We start from the raw sequence: 17032 nt of genomic DNA, 5'->3' as shown, positions 1-17032 counted from the left end.
CCAAAAAAAACATGGACCCCATACCCCCATGCCAGAGTGTACGGAATCCATGCTTTACAAGACTTTTTCTATTCATACCTAGAAGAATCTTTTCAATTAGATCTAGCAACCGAATTCTTAAAAGGACCCCAATCCTTATTGTTGCTAATGCTTTTTTATTACTCTGCTACAACCGCTTTATCTGCATTAACTTGAATGTCATTCAGATATAAACCTGTTCCGTCACCAATCGCATAGTTCATTACACGTTTGTTAACCGGTGCTACAACAGCACGGTACAATGTCGGGAATACAGGAACTTCATCAACCATGTACTGCTGCCATTGGTTGTAGATCTCTTTACGCTTGTCTACATCAAACGCTTCAGCAGATACACCTTGTGCGAGCAATTTGTCATTTTCTTCGCTAGAGAATCTCGAGAAGTTATACAGTGCATCACGGCCATACAGACCTGCTGGATCTACGTCAATACCTACGCCCCAAGCAGCTTGATATACATCAATATTTGGATCATCTTTACCTGTGTTACCTACACGGTCATAGAAATTGTTGAACTCAACCATTTCCAGGTTTACTTTCAGACCGATTGCTGCCCACGATTGAACATAGTAACGTGCCAGTGGTTCAGCTGTGTCGCCACCGGTCATCGATACAAAGTTAATTTCAAGTGGGGAACCGTCCGGTTTCGTACGGAATTCACCATCCAGTTTGTAACCTGCTTCATCCAGCAATTTTTTCGCTGCTTCTGGGTCATATGCAACACCCGGATTGTTAGAATCATGGAATTCTGGGTGAGACGGCGGAATCAATGTTGTTGCATTCCAACGCAGACCGTTATAGAAACGTTTGCCCACTTGATCGTTATCTACAGCCATCCACATGGCTTTACGCAGATTCTTATCTCCCATTTTTGCTTCAGCATTTGTTACAACTTTGCCGTTGTCAGCATCCCATGTGCCCAGTTTGAAACCGATATAGGTGTAAGCACGATCGATTGCACCCAGGAATTCAACGTTGGACATATTGGCATTGTCTTTATATTGATCTGTCGGGAATGAATCCACGAGGTCTACCCCGCCAGATTTCAATTCTTGAACAACCGTTGTTGGGTTGATTACTTTCAAAGTCACTTTGTCCAGTTTTGGAGCTCCACGCCAGTAGTCATCGTTTTTAACGAAAGTTACAGACTCACCTGGAGTGATTGTTTCCACTTTAAATGCACCAAAACCGATTGGTTTTTCACGTACTTCTTTGGAAGAAGACATTTTCGCTACATCCATATCACCGAAGATATGTTTAGCCAGTGGATATGTCCATACGCCACCTGTCAGCAAGGAAGGTGTAGATTCCTTGTACGTAATGCTGATTTGTTTTTCGCTAAGAACCTTGATCCCAGAGATCGTTTTTGCTTTTCCAGCGTGATAATCATCCATACCTACTACACTTGTAAAGTTGGAATCGTAACGTGGACCATCATAAGCCTTGTTACCGATAACTTCATAAGCAAACTGCAAATCTTCAGCCGTTACAGGCTTGCCGTCATGCCAGTTTACATTATCACGAATGGTCAGTGTGAACGTTTTGCCATCTTCCGATGTTTCATACGTTGCTGCACCATCGTTGGTATATACATAGTCTTTGTCCCAAGTCAGCAAACCTTCGTCAAACCATTGCAGAACCATTGCATCCGGATTACCGGAGTAGAAGTTAAAATTCAACGTTCCTTCAAACGCAGTATCGGATACCAGTCCATATGTGATGGACCCACCCTCAATTGCAGTGCCTTCATTCGTTTTGACGTTGTTGAAATCTTCGATAGAGTAAACGCCCTCTTCTTTAGTAGGCTTCTCCTCTGTTTTCTTTTCCCCTGTGTTCGTAGAAGGCGTTGGTGTTGCCGCCTCTTTCTCCGAGCACGCCGCAAGCGCAAGTACGAAGACCAACATCATCGTGAAAAATAGTCCCCGTGAAAATAATCCCTTTTTCATGAACCTTTCCTCCCTTTTTTTAACCTCTTCTTTGTCTTGCATCAGTCGCACGCTTCAGGGCCTGTCCGACATTATTTATACTCAACATCAATACCAGAATAAGTACTGACGCAGGTAGCCATATCCACCATCTGTATTCCAGTGTTTGCGGATTACGAGCATAGCTTACGAGTGTTCCAAGACTTGGTGTACTTTCCGGGAATCCAAATCCCAAGAAGGACAGACCCGATTCGAGGCCAATGTTGGCAGCGAGATTCAACGTCATCGTTACGATGATGATGGAGCTAAGATTAGGAAGTACCTGTGAGAGCATAATCTTCAGATGGGACGAACCTAATGTTTTTGAAGCTTTTACATAGTCCAGTTCCCGTTCCTGTAATGCTTTGGAGCGGATCAACCTGGCAATCCCCATCCAGAGAAAAGCTGTCATGATTAATGAGAAAGATACAATATTATATTTGGGTACTGCAGTAACAAACGCGATTACAATCATCAGCATCGGAAGAATCATGAAGAAATCAACAACGCGCATAAACAAGTTATCGATCATTCCACCGAAGTAACCGGATAACAGACCAACCAGGATACCTATACAACCAGTCATTAAGGTGACGATAATACCAATGGTTAGAGAGTTACGTGTACCGATGATCAGTTGTCCGAAAACATCACGACCACCGTAATCAGTTCCCAGCCAATACTGCGCGGAAGGCGGCTCATACAAAGCAAATAAATCTACCTTAACAATTTCAGCTTGATCCAGGATCAAAGAAGTACCATAGACCAGCAGTATGACCAGTCCCAAAAATATGAGCGAGATTAGTGCCACCTTATCTCTGACAAGCTCCCGCCACAAGATACTCAAGCTGGAGGGGCTCTTATCAATCTTCTGTGAAGTTATAACGACATCATTGGCCTTGCTCATCTTATTTTCACCCCGAAATCTTCAAGTTCTTACTTGATCCGTATACGCGGATCAACAATACCCAGAATAATGTCAGACAGCAACGATCCTAGGATTGTAGCTATGCCATATAACAAGACGAGTGCAGTTACTACACTGAAATCCCGAAGAGAAATAGAATTCAGGAACAACTGTCCCATACCTGGATAACTGAATATGCTCTCAATGAAGATGGTACCTCCGATAAGTCCCGTAATCTCATAACCGAAAAATGCGGCAATCGGCAACAGGGAGTTTCTTAAAATATGTCTGTTGTAGATCCGAGATTCCGAGGCGCCCTTGGCTCTCGCAGTAAGAACGAATTCCTTATGCTTGATATCGATAATTTCACTACGCAAGTATTGGACGGTAGATACCGTTGCAATTAATGCCATGGATAGTGACGGTAATAACAAATGATAGAATTTGCTTGTTATATAGCTGAATGTACCTGGTGTAAGTCCAGGTTCCACGCTTCCCCCGGTTGGGAACCAGCCAAAATGGAATCCAAAAATCCATAACATCACCAGTGCGAAGATAAACAACGGGGCTGCAAAGCCCAAGTAGGTGTAACCTGTGATCAACCGATCAGACCAGGTATCGTTGTAACGACCACTGATAATGCCAAGTGGAATGGCAATCAGATAAGTAAACACCAGTGTCGCCAGTGCAAGCCAGAACGTATTGGCTACACGCTGACCAATCAAATCAGATACTGGCATTTTGAACCGGAAAGATTGTCCGAAATCGCCTTGTACAGCATTTTTGATCCAATCCCAATACTGTACATACCATGGATTGTTTAATCCCAGTCGTTCCCGCTGTTCATCCAGCGCTTTTGGATCAATACTCGGATCGAGTAATCCGGTAAGTGCATCCCCAGGCATCGCCTTGGCCATCAGAAAGACCAACAGGCTAAGCAAAAAGATCTGAGGGATCATAATGATAATTCTGCGTACTATCGTTTTCCACATATGGTCTTCAACCTTTCTGAGGTAGAGCTACTCGGTGAGTATCGGAAATGGATTGGAGCGAGTATGCCAGCCCTTCCTCATCAAAGAAATTTCGGTATGAATTTTCATACTCGGATTTGACCTGCTGACGGAAGGCTACCATTTCTTCACGTTTGGTTGGGTCCATATCCGGAATGGCTGCAATTAAACGCTTGGTATAGATATGTTGTGGATTCTCAAAAATATCATCCGTTGTGCCTTGCTCCACATATCGACCTTTATACATAATTCCGATCTGATCACACATATGACGGATAATGCCGAGATCGTGACTGATGAACAGGTAGGTCAGATTCAGCTCTTTTTGAATTTCCTGCATGAAGTTGAGCACCTGGGCTTGTACAGATACATCGAGCGCAGATACTGGCTCATCTGCGATGATTAGCTTCGGCTTCAATGCAATCGCACGAGCGATGCCAATCCGTTGCCGCTGCCCCCCGGAAAACTCATGAGGATACTTATAGATCGATTCGGGACTCAATCCAACCTTCTCCAGAAGGTCTCGGACCTGGCGTTTCTCTTCCGTAGCTGTCAGCCGTTCATAATTACGGAGTGGCTCAGCAATGATGTCGATAACACGCTTCTTGGGATTTAACGAAGAGTACGGATCTTGAAAGATCATCTGCACATCACGCTGCAGTTGTCTATCTTTCCGCCGCTCTGTAGCCAGATCTCTTCCATCGAAAAGAATTTTCCCGGCCGTCACATGGTTTAAGCCAATAACGGCTCTACCCGTAGTCGTTTTGCCTGAGCCTGACTCACCTACAAGGCCGTACGTTTGACCCTGCTCAATGGAGAAACTCACATCATCAACCGCTTTGATGTTACCAATTTCACGCTTGATCAACCCTCCGCGAATCGGAAAGTGAATTTTTAGTCCTTCTACTTCGAGTAATGCCATTATGTTATTCCTCCTCAGCTTGATCAGGGAAATGAAAGTGCTGATAACAGGTACACCGTACAAAGTGACCTGGCGCAATTTCATGCATCTGTGGGTTTTCTTCATGAGCCGAATCACTTATCCATGGAATTCGGGCCTTGAATCGGCAGCCTTGGCGAGGAAGGTTTTTCAGTGAAGGAACAATGCCTTGAATGACATGAAGCTTCGATTTTTCTTCAGAAATGGTAGGAATAGAGTTTAGTAGAGACCGTGTATATGGATGTTTGGCATCCGTCATTAGAGTATAGATATCGGCAATCTCAACAATTTCACCTGCATACATAACTGCCACGCGATCAGCCATCTCGGCAACGACTCCCAGATCATGCGTGATCAGGATGATTCCTGCGTTAATCTCGTTCTTCAATTCGCGGATAAGCTCCAGAATTTGTAGTTGGATTGTAACGTCAAGCGCTGTCGTTGGTTCATCGGCAATCAGCAATTCAGGTTTATTGGCAATCGCAATCGCGATAACAACTCTCTGTCTCATACCACCCGATAGTTCGTGAGGATACTGCTTGTATAATTGTTCGGGACGCGGAATCCCTACTTGATTGAGTAAATCAATTACTTTGTCTTTCTTTTCTTTCGAAGATAGCTTGGGTTGATGCAGTGTCAGAATCTCTTCGATCTGTTCACCGATCAGCATCAGAGGATTTAATGCGGAAAGTGGGTCCTGAAAGATCATCCCCATCTCTTTACCGCGAAGTTTGTTTAACTTGTTGGGAGATATATTCGCTATATCCTGCCCTTTGTAAAGAATTTCACCATCAATTTTGGCTTTGTTATGCAGGCCCATAATTGAAAAAGCAAAGGCACTTTTGCCTGATCCTGATTCTCCCACAATAGCCAATACTTCATTCTTTTTAACCGTAAGATTAACGTGATCAACTGCTGCATAATAGTCATCTTCAATTCTGAATGATGTAGTTAGATTTCTGACTTCCAATAGCTCTGTATTCAAATCAATCACCCTAACCCCATAATTTCTGCGGACTGTATTCATGTGTAGAAGAATGCATCCACTGTATATTTCCATGTTCTTGAAGATAACGAACGAAAGTGTATACAAAATACCAAATCATTAGGAGAATCCATTTTTCACACTGCTATTTAGACCGTTGGTCAATTAATACTGACAATTCCTAGCGGGATAATAAAGCAAAATAATTAATGTAATCATACGTGTAAATTTAGGTGACGTCAATGCTTATTTTGAGATTTATGGTATAAATGTTTTTTATAGCACAGTTCTGGGTATTAGTTATATTTTAAAGGGAATAAATCAAGGAATTTCAGAGCCAGTCAGATACTTTCAATGGTAGAGTTTGAATCTTAAATATACCGATTATCTAAATACATGACATTAGCATTACACAGTATGTGTAGTTAAATGTTATAAATATAGATATAACAAACTATTATGTTAGGTATGAGGGAATTGTAGAGGAAATATTTTGTTTGGAAGTGAAATTGGTTTCTAGCCAAATTTTGTGCTTTTAGAGGTGTGATTTTGATATTACTAAAGGATTGAAGTTAAATTTCTAGTTATTATAGTATAGTTTCATTTAATCGCTTATGTAAAGAACAAATTGTCATCTTTTATCATTTATTTTACAAAAGCAAGAAAAAAGCCCTGCAAAATGCAAGGCTTTTCTAATATTTATACATATAGATGTATATATAATATTGTAATTACTGCGTAACCGGAGGTCTTATCCCACGCTTCAAATCGTTGATACTTAATCCAAAGTCCATCTGCAAGTGAGGATAATCCGGAAAGTTATCCCAATCTCCTCCCCACGTAAACCCTAGTTCTTTGGCAAGTTCCACAACTTCCAGCCAATCTGGCTTTCCATTGCCGTTATCATCACGTTCCATATCCCACACCACATCTCCTTCAGGAGTCTGCAACGCAAAATCAATGGCTAAACCATAGTTGTGATAGGACTCTCCCCCTTTGGCGTTGGTAACGATATTTCCGGCAATGTTGCGTCCTTGATTATAAAGAGCATCTTGTTCATCAATGCTGCGAAAATCATGTGTAATCACGATTTCAATTCCTCGTCTAGCTGCCTTTCGAACCAACAACTTCTCACTTTCCGCGACTACCGGGTGAAGTCCAGTGATCGGCACTGCTTCTTGTACATTGGTCCGTGGCCAAATATCGTAGGTATCTCCTTTTTGCTGTAACCATACATATATAATGGAAAGCAAAAACGTAGCTACGAGCCAAAATCGCAGACTACTCTTGCGTCTCTGTTTTACTTTACGTTTGGATGTATTCATGCTCTCTCCTGATGGTGAAATCTTTATTCGTTTATACTCACGCTATCTGATATCAGCAATATAATAGACTCTATTATAAATCATTTACGCCTTAATTGCTTCTATCGCCGCAGCTCTTTGCCAAATCCAATTACCAGGAGAGAACCAACCTTAATTATTTTTAGATGCAAAAAAGCAGTCGGCTATAAGCCGACTGCTTTGTATCCATGCTGAGTAAGACTACTCAGTTGTGTATGGTAGCAATGCGATTTGACGGGAGCGTTTGATGGCAATCGTCAGCATGCGTTGATATTTAGCGCTAGTACCTGTTACACGGCGTGGCAAAATTTTTCCGCGCTCGCTGATAAATTTACGAAGCAAGTCCGTATCTTTATAATCGATGTGAGTAATTTTGTTAGCTGTGAAGAAGCACACTTTACGACGTTTATTACGGCCGCCACGACGTGCCGGTCTTTTATCGTTGTCTCCGCCTTCTCTTTGCTTGAAGCCCATGCTTTTCAGTCCTTTCCTATCATGTAACCCATATCTCATTAGAGTATCGGCTCACGTTAAAATGGCAAATCATCATCCGATATATCAATCGGTTTTCCGTCATCGGAAAAAGGATCCTGATTGTTGCTACGCGAATTATTGTTATTGTTCGCGCGCCCGCCGCCTCCATAAGAAGGCTCTTCACGCATCGGTTGACCACCACCGCCGCCACCGTTATTATCACGGTTAGCTGACTCCAAGAAACGGACGTTATCGGCAATGACTTCGGTCACGTATACACGTTTTCCTTCGTTATTCTCGTAATTCCGTACTTGAATGCGTCCTTCGACTGCAGCTAGGCGTCCTTTGCGCAAATAGTTTGCACAAGTCTCAGCAAGCTGTCTCCAGGTTACGACCGGAATGAAATCCGCTTCCTTTTCTCCACCTTGGCTTGTAAACGGTCTGTCCACTGCCAAAGTAAATTGCGTAACTGCTACTCCAGCTGGAGTATAACGCAACTCAGGATCCCGGGTTAACCGGCCGATCAGAATGACACGGTTCAACAATGTAATCCCCTCCTTCAGAGCGTATTGGTGCATTGATCACGAGTTGTCTTAAGCAGACTTAACGTCGTTTGTAATGAGATAACGAATTACTTCGTCAGAAATCTTCATGAGACGCTCAAGTTCAGTAACTACTGCTGGTTCAGCAGTGAAGTGTACCAAAACATAAACACCATCACGGAATTTCTTGATCTCATACGCAAGACGGCGTTTACCCATAACGTCGTGAGCTGTAACTTCACCACCGCCGTTGGAGATGATGCCTTGGAATTTATCGACTGTAGCTTGAACAACTTCTTGCTCAACATCAGGACGAATAATGTACATCACTTCATATTTGCGCATAATTTTCACCTCCTTATGGACTCTGGCCCTCAATCTATGTTGAGAGCAAGGAACGAGCACAAACTCGAACTATATTAATATAACAAATATGATGTCTCAATGCAAGCAAACGTTCCCTCTTCTTAAAACACATGATCATAACTCCAATGGAGCACACTACAGAAGCAACATTGGAATCCATTACGCCGAGGAGGTTTTATCATGGGTGAAAGAACCGAGTTTGAACCAGGAGACAAAGCTCCAAACGATGGTGAGTACACCGAGGTTGGTGAGAAGAGCTTTCATACGGAGATTAACAATCCGAAACGGATAACCCTCCAAAAGGGTGAAGCTTTCCCTGAAACAAGCAATCAGAATCGCAAGTGGAAAAAGCTTACCAAAGCCCGCGTCCACTAAGCGTAAAGATTTTTTCAGACTGCTGTATATAAAACGTACTAATGCACATAATATAATCAGGCGATGCACGAGAGAGGTGTGGTTCCGTTGGACAACGAAGCCGAACATTCACTGTTGGAGATTCATCACGTAATTTAAGAAGCAAGATGGTTGTGTGTAAGGCCTTTGTCTGAAGCACGAGTATTGCTACTTGCAGTACACCAAGTTTCTGATTGTTACGACCGATTGTTTCCTAACAAACCGAATGCATCGCCGAATGAAGGGCCCTTAGGGGCTCTTTGTTTTTTAATTAAGAAGAGTTATTAGACAACAAAAAAAATAAGAAGACCTTCCAGCTGGAAGGTCTTCTTGCATGTATAGAACTCAACACACGTTGAGTAAGTTGTTCAATTACAATTAAAAAGCAATATCTATTAGTGGCGGAAAGGGTGGGATTCGAACCCACGCACGCTGTGACACGCCTAACTGATTTCGAGTCAGCCCCCTTGGGCCTCTTGGGTACCTTTCCGCAGCAATAATGATTATAGCATGATCATTTACAGAACGCAATACTTAAGCTATGCCTTCATGTAAACGTTATTATGGAGTGCAAATAGAGTAAACATTACCGCATTTTTTCATTAGGATTCAGAAGAATCCTCTGTCGAACGAAGTACTTTTTTCATGTTTTTCTCGAATTTCGCTCTGGGAATTAATACGCTGTGTTTACATCCTACACACTTGATGCGAATATCCATGCCCATCCGAATAATCTCCATCTCATTACTGCCACATGGATGTTGCTTCTTCATCTGCACAATGTCCCCAAGCTGGAAACTTTTACGCTCCACCTATGCCATCCCCCTCATCCTTCTCCTGAGCTGCTGCTTGCTCTAATGCTGCCTGATTGCTCATCTCATGATACTCCAGTGTTTTCTTCACATCACTCTGAATTTGACGCTCTACAGATGCCCTGGAGTTCGGCAAGCACTCAGCAACAATGCGAACCACATATTCCGAGGTAGACATCGACTGGATACCAAGCACGTCAGGTACTTTAACGATGTTCAGATCTCGATCCTCAATCCCAGTCAAAGCTCGTTTCACCAAGTGCACTGATTCGTCCAGGGTCTGTTCACCCTTCATCGGAATGTCCACAACTGCAAGGGAGTTCGACATCGAGAAATTGGTTACACTTGCAATCGTACCATTTGGAATGATGTGCACCTCACCCTGCCAGCTAACCAGCTTGGTTGTTCTCAGACCAATGACCTCAACCGTTCCTTTATAGGTTCCTGTTTGAATAACATCGCCCACTGCGAATTGATCCTCCAATATAATGAAGAAACCGGTAATAACATCCTTCACCAATCCTTGGGCACCAAAACCGATAGCCAGTCCAAGTACTCCCGCACTCGCTAACAATGGTCCGACTTTCACGTTGATCTCAGATAACAGTAACAGAATCATAATGAAATTACATGTTATGGAGGTCGCATTTTTCATCAACTCTCCCACGGTAATAAATCTCCGCGGATTGACGCGAATCTTGCCTTCCTGCTTGCGTGCCATCGTGCGATCTATAATACGTGATACAATCTTGATCACAATACGCGTAATAATGAAAATAATAACGATGCGGATTGAGCTGAGCAGAATATTAAACCACATATCTGCATCAGCGACTTTATCCCATAATTTATCTGTCCAGCTTATAGCACTTTTTACAGCGGTCTCCGCTGGCCCATCTCCTCCAGTAGCAAACTTAAATGGCAACATAGATCAAACCTCCTCTACATGGGTATGTTATCATAGCTGTCAGCGGTTTTGAAATAGAGGCCACGGATCTCCACAAATTCGTTACGAATGATTTGTTTCACTCTCTCCAGATCTTCTTTTGGAAACTGAATACATAGAGCACAGCCCGCTGTGATCTCTTTTGGGGTAGGAAATAAGTCGATCTCAATCTCGGCAAACTCCAGCAGCATTTCTGCCCGCAGCGCCTGCTGGGTGGAATCAAAAGCAATCAGCATCCAATCATCTATCCACTCGTCCATGTCCGGCTCCTTTCGTGATACATTCATCCCTTTGAAAAAGCTTGTCCCCACGAAGTATAAAACGTTCTATCCTTCCATATACTGTTACTACTATTCCAAGGGAAAGGATAGATCCTATGAATCCCATTTCGCATTCCTTCTCATCTCAAGACATGGCCAGTTTGAAAATCCCACATACAGATCCAGGCATTCACTCAGCCATCATTCATCGTTTAATGTTTCATCTCTATAAAGCCCATTCTTTACAAAATGTAGTTGTCGTCTGTATCGGTACAGATCGCTCTACTGGGGACTGCCTTGGCCCGCTCGTCGGCTCGTCACTTGCCAAGTGGGACAGCCCTCTATTCCATCTCTATGGCACATTGGATGAACCCGTACATGCAATGAACCTGCAGGACACCCTTCACAAAATACACACAACACATCACAACCCTTATGTGATCGGTATTGATGCCTGTCTCGGACAGTCTTCGAGTGTTGGATGTATCCAGGTCGTGAATGGATCGCTCAAACCAGGAGCGGGTGTAAATAAAGAATTACCGCCGGTCGGCGATATCCATCTTACAGGTATCGTTAACGTCGGCGGCTTTATGGAATACTTTGTTTTGCAGAACACACGTCTCAGTCTCGTCATGCGCATGTCCGAGATTATATCCAGCAGTCTCTACTCCGCCATTCGCGAATGGCATACCCGTTCTACTCTGCTTGCTGTGCCAGAGTAATGGCTTCCTTTTCCTCAGGGGAAAGAGTATACGTGGACTCTCCCCCTTTAAGAGGTTTAGCATATACATAGGAACCGTCTCGATTATAGATACCAGTGAGTACCATACCGTCCTGGCTATCGTTAACCATCGCCATGGAGAAACTCAGATCACTACCAAGCTCCCCATAAGCGTTGTACCGTTTCACGCCCACTTTACCCTGGATGCGGGTCAGCTTCTGCATGACAGTCTTTAACTGATCCGTTTGCAGTGTATGCTCATCCTCAATGCTATCCATCTGAATTTTCAGATTAATTAACAGCGACTCCAGATCTTCCACTCCACTGCCAGCCATCATGGCCTCATATTTCCGTTTAAACTTCCGTAGCTTTGCGCCTTGAGCAATACTTATGATAAGCAAAATCACCAAAAGTAATGCCATGCCGCCAATAATCCATATCAGCTGTTCCAGAATCAGCTCATTTAATTCAGCCATGTAGTGCAACTACCCCTCTGTTGGTTTGTTCAGGTTAACGTTTGTAGCTTCAAACGTACTCCACATCATCGATCCATTCAGCCAAGTAAAGCCATCCAACGCACTAATATAACCCTCAAGCTTACCCTTATTATTCACCAGATAACCCCTACGGTTAATCACTCGTTTTGGCTTCTTGCCTCTTTTGCTTTTTGCTTATTCAAGCGATTGAAATTCACATTTCATTAGGGTTGCTTCATACAGATTTGGATGCTGTTAATTCGATAACTGCTTCGATCAACGCATCGACATCTTCTCTTGATGTACTATATCCCACGCTCGCTCTGACAGCCCCACTTGCCGTTGTGCCAGCCGACTCATGGGCAAGTGGTGTGCAATGAAAACCTGAACGCACAGCGATGCCATAATTTCGGTCTAATTGAAAAGCGAGTTGGGCCGAATCATATCCTTCAACAGTAAAGGATAACAATCCGGTACGCGGCTGTCCAATTTCAGGACCGAGCATTCGAATCCCATGAACTGATGATAACCCATTCATCATATGCTGAGTCAAATCCCACTCCTGTTTATATATGAATTCAGGCGTCAGTTCAAGCACATGCTGCACTCCGGCTGCCAGACCTGCTATACCCACGGTATTCGGCGTACCCGCCTCATAGCGATCAGGACGAACAAGTGGCTGCTCAATCGCCTCGGATTGGCTTCCTGTCCCTCCGTGAAGCAATGGTTGCACATCCAGCTCAGGAGCGATGTACAGCCCACCCGTTCCCTGCGGTCCCAACAGTCCTTTATGCCCGGGAAAGGCAAGCATATCGATGCCAAGCTGCTTCACATCCACAGGGATAATTCCAGCACTTTGAGCAGCGTCAACAAGCAAAGTCACCTGGTGTTTTTGACACATCAGTGCAATTTCACCAATGGGCAGAATATTCCCCAGCAGGTTCGAACTATGCGTGCAGACAACCAATCTTGTATTGGAACGAAACAACCGTGCGAATTCGACCAGATCGATCTCCCCGGCTGCATTAACAGGCACATAATCAACCTCTACATTACGAGATCTGCGCATGTACTCCAAGGGCCGTCTTACTGAATTATGTTCAGCCATCGTAGCAATGGCGTGATCGCCTTCTCTTAACCACCCTTGAATAGCTAGATTCAAAGCTTCTGTGGTATTAGAACCCAGTGCAATATCATTGGCATTACGAACACCCAAAAGAGTGGATAACGCTTTTCTGGCACCAAATACAACTCGGCTCGCCTGTACAGCCATCTGATGACTTCCTCTGCCTGGGTTGGCCCCTGCCACATCCAGAGCCTGCATCATGGCTTCCCCGACAGCAGGTGGCTTAGGCCAAGATGTCGCTGCATGATCCAGATAGATAACTCCCTCCACCTCATGACCACCTCTGTCCCTAATTGATCGTTCTGTTTGGATGAATTCCCTATAAACAAACAATGACATATCGTTTCTCCATGGTACAGAGGCGATATGTCATCACATGAAAAAGCCCCGCATGTTGTTCATCGATCATGGAATCACGACTATTATTGCAACAGTTCCAACAGTCGCTCCAGATCTTGTTTGCTGTAGTAGTTGAGCTCAATTTTGCCTTTATCTTTGTTATGCTTAATTTTCACCGTTGTTTTGAACCGTTCACGTAAAGACTCTTCCAATGTATCAATAAATGGATCTTTTTTCTTCAACTTGGATTTGGCTTTCGCTTCACCCGTTTTGGAACGATCCAATTGTTGAACAGCCTCTTCCAGTTCACGTACACTCCACTGCTGATCAATAGTTTGTTTTGCCAGCTGCTTCACAAGGCTTTCATCCTTAACACCGACGATAGCACGTGCATGCCCCATTGACAATGTTCCACGTGAAACATGATCCTTCACTTCTTCCGGCAATGATAACAAACGTAGGAAGTTAGCGATGTGAGAACGTGACTTACCCACTTTTACGGAGAGCTCTTCTTGGGTTAATCCAAATTGGTCCATCAACCCCTGATAAGCAACTGCAACTTCCATCGCATTCAAATTTTCCCGCTGCAAGTTCTCGATTAAAGCAATCTCCATAACCTGCTGATCACTGAAATTACGAACTACGGCAGGCACAGTGGCATTACCGCAATATTGGGAAGCTCTGAAACGACGTTCACCAGCAATGATCTCATAACCTCTCAAAACAGGTCTTACAATAATAGGTTGTATAACACCATGTTGACGGATTGATTCAGCGAGTTCATGTATCGCATCCTCATCAAATACTTTACGAGGTTGGTAAGGGTTTGCCCGCAGTTGACTAATCGGGATTTCTACGACTTTATCATCGTCATTAATTGAAAGCGAAGGAATGAGGGCATCAAGACCTTTTCCAAGCCGCTTACTCATAAGAAATCACTTCCTTTGCGAGCTCTAAATAAACTTCAGCCCCTCGGGATCGAGGATCATACGTAATGATAGACTGACCATGAGAAGGTGCCTCACTAAGCCGCACATTGCGCGGAATAATGGTCTGATACACCTTTTGTTGAAAATACTTCTTCACTTCTTCAATCACTTGAATGCCCAGATTCGTACGAGCGTCGAACATCGTCAGCAATACCCCTTCAATCTGCAGGGATGTATTCAGATGTTTCTGCACCAAACGTACCGTGTTGAGCAATTGGCTCAACCCTTCGAGCGCATAATACTCACACTGAATCGGAATAATCACCGAATCTGAAGCTGTCAACGAGTTGATCGTTAACATGCCTAGAGAAGGTGGACAATCGATCAGTATGTAATCATAGTTTTTTTTCACCATGGCGAGTGATTTTTTCAGGCGAACTTCCCGTGATATCGTGGATACCAGTTCAATCTCGGCTCCGGCAAGCTGAATCGTTGCAGGTATGATATGAAGGCCTTCAATCTGAGTTTCCACAATCGCTTCCTGAGGGGGAACTTCATTAATGATGACATCATATATACAATTGGCCACATCTGCTTTGTTGATTCCGACTCCACTGGTTGTATTCCCCTGGGGGTCAATATCGACAAGCAATACCCTTTTCCCGAGCGAAGCCAGTCCTGCACCCAAGTTAACAGATGTCGTCGTTTTCCCCACACCGCCCTTTTGATTTGCTACGGCCATAATCTTAGACAATTACTTCACCTCAAATAAAATAGGAGTCTTTTCTTGTAGGTTGTGAGCTACAGTTAACAAAAAGCAGGTGGCTATTATCCACGCAAACATCAGCTACCGTTTCTTCATGGTGCTATTCTACGCTGTTCATGCCACTCTCAACTTTATAGACAGAAAAAGCGGCCCATTGCCGCCTTAAGCTTCAATTATTTGCGTTTAGGGATATGGATAACGATCTCGTAATGGTCCTCATGGTCCGCTTCCTTGGTTTTGATGTCTAGACCGGAGCCCGATACCATATCAATGGATTGACGAATCGTATTAAGTGCAAGTCTAACGTCCTTGGTGAATGAGACACGTTTGGATTTTTTGATCTTCGAGGATTCCTTGTAAAAGGCAACCCGCGCTTCCGTTTGTTTTACATTCAACTCTTTATCAATAATTTCGCCGAGCAATTTCATTTGCAACTCTTCCGTATCTAATGAAAGCAAAGCTCTGGCATGACGCTCCGAAATCTTACGTTCCATCAGCGCTGTCTTAATGCCATCTGGAAGCTGTAACAACCGGATTTTGTTGGCGATTGTCGACTGGCTTTTGCCTAATCGCTGCGCAAGACTTTCCTGTGTAAGTTGGTGCAGGTCAATCAATTTCTGATAAGCAACAGCCTCTTCAATGGAAGTGAGTCCCTCACGCTGCAAGTTCTCGATCAATGCGATGGACGCTGCCTGAGAGTCGTTGAATTCACGTACAATGGCCGGGATATGATCCAAACCAAGTTTTCGAACTGCACGCCAGCGACGTTCCCCGGCGATAATCTCATATGATCCATTTCGTACGCGGACGACAATCGGTTGTATAACTCCATGTGTCTTGATCGTCTGCAACAACTCATCAATTTTATCATCATCAAAAATAGTACGGGGTTGATATGGGCTGCTCACAATTTCATTGACCGGAATTTGTTTAATCTCATCTCCGTTATTGCGCTCCGCCAAACCAAACAACTTCGAAAATTGTTCTTTCATTCCGTATATTACCACCTAGTTTCGTAATAGCTCCCGCAAGGTGCAGGTGCTTCTTATTCAATATGCGACCTGTTCAAATGCTGTCGTTCTTCGAATAAGTTTTGCCTTCCATGACGCTTTCTGTAACCTATACATTAATGCTCAAAAAATCTATCTATACATATAATCTATGATCTCTGTAATCCAGGACCGGATACTTCTATTCTATCATCTTTTCTTCCATAATCCTATGTTTACCTATTCTTTAAACTCTCCTAATTTTCCTGCTTTTACTTCATGAACATTAGCTATATGACTGCTTGTACACAATAAGATATAGAGAATCTATGTAGACAGGACCTGCTCATAGTAGCTACATTATGTACTCGTTTGATACCATGTGAAAATGGTTTTTCAAAAGAATAACTCGGTGGCAGGAAAACCTCTTTCTTACGTATCTCCCTATTCTATAGCTACTACTATTGCCAATGCCCTTCCTCTATCCATAGGTCAATGACCATCCTCCAAGAATAGCTTGAACAAGAACAATAAGTATTTCATCAAGAAAACTTCTATGCCTAAATAAATATTATCGATTTCATTTTTCTCTGCTCTATGTAATCGGAATGCGGATGCTATCTATACCTAGATAAAAATCAAAAAAACAAAAAGAGGATGTTTCACGTGAAACATCCTCTTTACTCTTATTCAAAGTTCTTCATT

The 17032-nt window shown here is 43.4% G+C and carries 20 protein-coding genes and 1 tRNA gene; 2 read left to right on the top strand and 19 right to left on the bottom strand.

The genetic code is table 11. The features are described from left to right. Window positions 1-158 precede the first annotated feature (158 nt). The 9 genes from CRO25_RS26000 to rpsF form a co-directional block, all read right to left on the bottom strand. Window positions 159-1985 (bottom strand): oligopeptide ABC transporter substrate-binding protein, encoded by a 1827-nt coding sequence (locus CRO25_RS26000; protein ID WP_063567374.1) that lies wholly within the window; start codon window positions 1983-1985, stop codon window positions 159-161. A gap of 19 nt (window positions 1986-2004) precedes the next feature. Further along, window positions 2005-2910, bottom strand: coding sequence for an ABC transporter permease (locus tag CRO25_RS25995; protein WP_063567375.1), 906 nt, complete (start codon window positions 2908-2910; stop codon window positions 2005-2007). 29 nt (window positions 2911-2939) lie between these two features. Further along, complete coding sequence (gene opp4B, locus CRO25_RS25990) at window positions 2940-3902, bottom strand: oligopeptide ABC transporter permease (protein ID WP_063567376.1); 963 nt, start codon at window positions 3900-3902, stop codon at window positions 2940-2942. 7 nt (window positions 3903-3909) lie between these two features. Next, window positions 3910-4842, bottom strand: coding sequence for an ABC transporter ATP-binding protein (locus CRO25_RS25985; protein WP_063567377.1), 933 nt, complete (start codon window positions 4840-4842; stop codon window positions 3910-3912). A gap of 4 nt (window positions 4843-4846) precedes the next feature. Next, the gene (locus tag CRO25_RS25980; protein ID WP_064641983.1) at window positions 4847-5845 is read right to left on the bottom strand and encodes an ABC transporter ATP-binding protein; all 999 of its coding nucleotides are present in this window, start codon (window positions 5843-5845) and stop codon (window positions 4847-4849) included. Window positions 5846-6576: 731 nt separating this feature from the next. Continuing rightward, the gene (locus tag CRO25_RS25975; protein WP_079696984.1) at window positions 6577-7170 is read right to left on the bottom strand and encodes a M15 family metallopeptidase; all 594 of its coding nucleotides are present in this window, start codon (window positions 7168-7170) and stop codon (window positions 6577-6579) included. Between the two features lie 219 nt (window positions 7171-7389). Next, window positions 7390-7662, bottom strand: coding sequence for a 30S ribosomal protein S18 (gene rpsR / locus CRO25_RS25970; protein WP_017691433.1), 273 nt, complete (start codon window positions 7660-7662; stop codon window positions 7390-7392). Between the two features lie 56 nt (window positions 7663-7718). Further along, complete coding sequence (gene ssb, locus CRO25_RS25965) at window positions 7719-8207, bottom strand: single-stranded DNA-binding protein (RefSeq protein ID WP_063567379.1); 489 nt, start codon at window positions 8205-8207, stop codon at window positions 7719-7721. Between the two features lie 48 nt (window positions 8208-8255). Further along, on the bottom strand, window positions 8256-8549 hold the full coding sequence (gene rpsF / locus CRO25_RS25960; protein WP_024629534.1) for a 30S ribosomal protein S6: 294 nt from the start codon (window positions 8547-8549) through the stop codon (window positions 8256-8258). A gap of 201 nt (window positions 8550-8750) precedes the next feature. Here rpsF and CRO25_RS25955 point away from each other — a divergent pair, with 201 nt between their 5' ends. Further along, a complete protein-coding gene (locus CRO25_RS25955) occupies window positions 8751-8945 on the top strand; it encodes a YjzC family protein (protein WP_063567380.1) in 195 nt (64 codons plus the stop codon). Between the two features lie 417 nt (window positions 8946-9362). Here the strand turns inward: CRO25_RS25955 and CRO25_RS25950 are convergent. The 4 genes from CRO25_RS25950 to CRO25_RS25935 all read right to left on the bottom strand — a co-directional run bounded on the left by CRO25_RS25950 (window position 9363) and on the right by CRO25_RS25935 (window position 10981). Continuing rightward, window positions 9363-9453 (bottom strand) — tRNA-Ser (locus tag CRO25_RS25950). 112 nt (window positions 9454-9565) lie between these two features. After that, entirely contained in the window at window positions 9566-9775 is a 210-nt protein-coding gene (locus CRO25_RS25945) for a DUF951 domain-containing protein (RefSeq protein ID WP_063567381.1), read from the bottom strand. After that, window positions 9765-10703 (bottom strand): mechanosensitive ion channel family protein, encoded by a 939-nt coding sequence (locus tag CRO25_RS25940; protein ID WP_079696983.1) that lies wholly within the window; start codon window positions 10701-10703, stop codon window positions 9765-9767. The genes CRO25_RS25945 and CRO25_RS25940 overlap by 11 nt, the downstream gene beginning before the upstream one ends. A gap of 14 nt (window positions 10704-10717) precedes the next feature. Further along, window positions 10718-10981: a DUF3343 domain-containing protein gene (locus CRO25_RS25935; protein ID WP_029880815.1), complete on the bottom strand. Its 264-nt coding sequence runs from the start codon at window positions 10979-10981 to the stop codon at window positions 10718-10720. Window positions 10982-11097: 116 nt separating this feature from the next. Here CRO25_RS25935 and yyaC point away from each other — a divergent pair, with 116 nt between their 5' ends. Next, window positions 11098-11703: a spore protease YyaC gene (gene yyaC / locus CRO25_RS25930; protein WP_079696982.1), complete on the top strand. Its 606-nt coding sequence runs from the start codon at window positions 11098-11100 to the stop codon at window positions 11701-11703. Here the strand turns inward: yyaC and CRO25_RS25925 are convergent. The 6 genes from CRO25_RS25925 to noc form a co-directional block, all read right to left on the bottom strand. After that, the gene (locus CRO25_RS25925; protein ID WP_063567383.1) at window positions 11678-12178 is read right to left on the bottom strand and encodes a DUF4446 family protein; all 501 of its coding nucleotides are present in this window, start codon (window positions 12176-12178) and stop codon (window positions 11678-11680) included. The genes yyaC and CRO25_RS25925 overlap by 26 nt on opposite strands. A gap of 9 nt (window positions 12179-12187) precedes the next feature. Continuing rightward, window positions 12188-12340 carry a hypothetical protein gene (locus CRO25_RS33575; protein WP_179132272.1) on the bottom strand — a complete coding sequence of 51 codons (153 nt, stop codon included), beginning with the start codon at window positions 12338-12340 and terminating at the stop codon, window positions 12188-12190. Between the two features lie 73 nt (window positions 12341-12413). Next, a complete protein-coding gene (locus tag CRO25_RS25920) occupies window positions 12414-13574 on the bottom strand; it encodes an aminotransferase class V-fold PLP-dependent enzyme (protein ID WP_079697074.1) in 1161 nt (386 codons plus the stop codon). 152 nt (window positions 13575-13726) lie between these two features. Continuing rightward, on the bottom strand, window positions 13727-14572 hold the full coding sequence (locus CRO25_RS25915) for a ParB/RepB/Spo0J family partition protein (protein WP_024629526.1): 846 nt from the start codon (window positions 14570-14572) through the stop codon (window positions 13727-13729). Next, complete coding sequence (locus tag CRO25_RS25910) at window positions 14565-15326, bottom strand: ParA family protein (RefSeq protein WP_024629525.1); 762 nt, start codon at window positions 15324-15326, stop codon at window positions 14565-14567. Before CRO25_RS25910 ends, CRO25_RS25915 begins: the two co-directional genes overlap by 8 nt. 185 nt (window positions 15327-15511) lie before the next feature. After that, entirely contained in the window at window positions 15512-16330 is an 819-nt protein-coding gene (gene noc, locus CRO25_RS25905; protein ID WP_064641439.1) for a nucleoid occlusion protein, read from the bottom strand. Window positions 16331-17032 lie beyond the last annotated feature (702 nt).

It is taken from the genome of Paenibacillus sp. RU5M (genome assembly GCF_900221055.1).
Lineage (GTDB): Bacteria > Bacillota > Bacilli > Paenibacillales > Paenibacillaceae > Paenibacillus > Paenibacillus marchantiae.
Note: the sequence above shows the minus strand (reverse complement) of the source record. Positions and strands in the feature narration are given on the sequence as shown.

Excerpts from the sequence above, each read along its gene's own strand:
- CRO25_RS26000 (WP_063567374.1), bottom strand. The coding sequence starts at position 1,985 with ATGAAAAAGGGATTATTTTCACGGGGACTATTTTTCACGATGATGTTG.
- CRO25_RS25995 (WP_063567375.1), bottom strand. The coding sequence starts at position 2,910 with ATGAGCAAGGCCAATGATGTCGTTATAACTTCACAGAAGATTGATAAG.
- opp4B (WP_063567376.1), bottom strand. The coding sequence starts at position 3,902 with ATGTGGAAAACGATAGTACGCAGAATTATCATTATGATCCCTCAGATC.
- CRO25_RS25985 (WP_063567377.1), bottom strand. The coding sequence starts at position 4,842 with ATGGCATTACTCGAAGTAGAAGGACTAAAAATTCACTTTCCGATTCGC.
- CRO25_RS25975 (WP_079696984.1), bottom strand. The coding sequence starts at position 7,170 with ATGAATACATCCAAACGTAAAGTAAAACAGAGACGCAAGAGTAGTCTG.
- rpsR (WP_017691433.1), bottom strand. The coding sequence starts at position 7,662 with ATGGGCTTCAAGCAAAGAGAAGGCGGAGACAACGATAAAAGACCGGCA.
- rpsF (WP_024629534.1), bottom strand. The coding sequence starts at position 8,549 with ATGCGCAAATATGAAGTGATGTACATTATTCGTCCTGATGTTGAGCAA.
- CRO25_RS25955 (WP_063567380.1), top strand. The coding sequence starts at position 8,751 with ATGGGTGAAAGAACCGAGTTTGAACCAGGAGACAAAGCTCCAAACGAT.
- CRO25_RS25940 (WP_079696983.1), bottom strand. The coding sequence starts at position 10,703 with ATGTTGCCATTTAAGTTTGCTACTGGAGGAGATGGGCCAGCGGAGACC.
- CRO25_RS25935 (WP_029880815.1), bottom strand. The coding sequence starts at position 10,981 with ATGGACGAGTGGATAGATGATTGGATGCTGATTGCTTTTGATTCCACC.
- yyaC (WP_079696982.1), top strand. The coding sequence starts at position 11,098 with ATGAATCCCATTTCGCATTCCTTCTCATCTCAAGACATGGCCAGTTTG.
- CRO25_RS25925 (WP_063567383.1), bottom strand. The coding sequence starts at position 12,178 with ATGGCTGAATTAAATGAGCTGATTCTGGAACAGCTGATATGGATTATT.
- CRO25_RS25915 (WP_024629526.1), bottom strand. The coding sequence starts at position 14,572 with ATGAGTAAGCGGCTTGGAAAAGGTCTTGATGCCCTCATTCCTTCGCTT.
- noc (WP_064641439.1), bottom strand. The coding sequence starts at position 16,330 with ATGAAAGAACAATTTTCGAAGTTGTTTGGTTTGGCGGAGCGCAATAAC.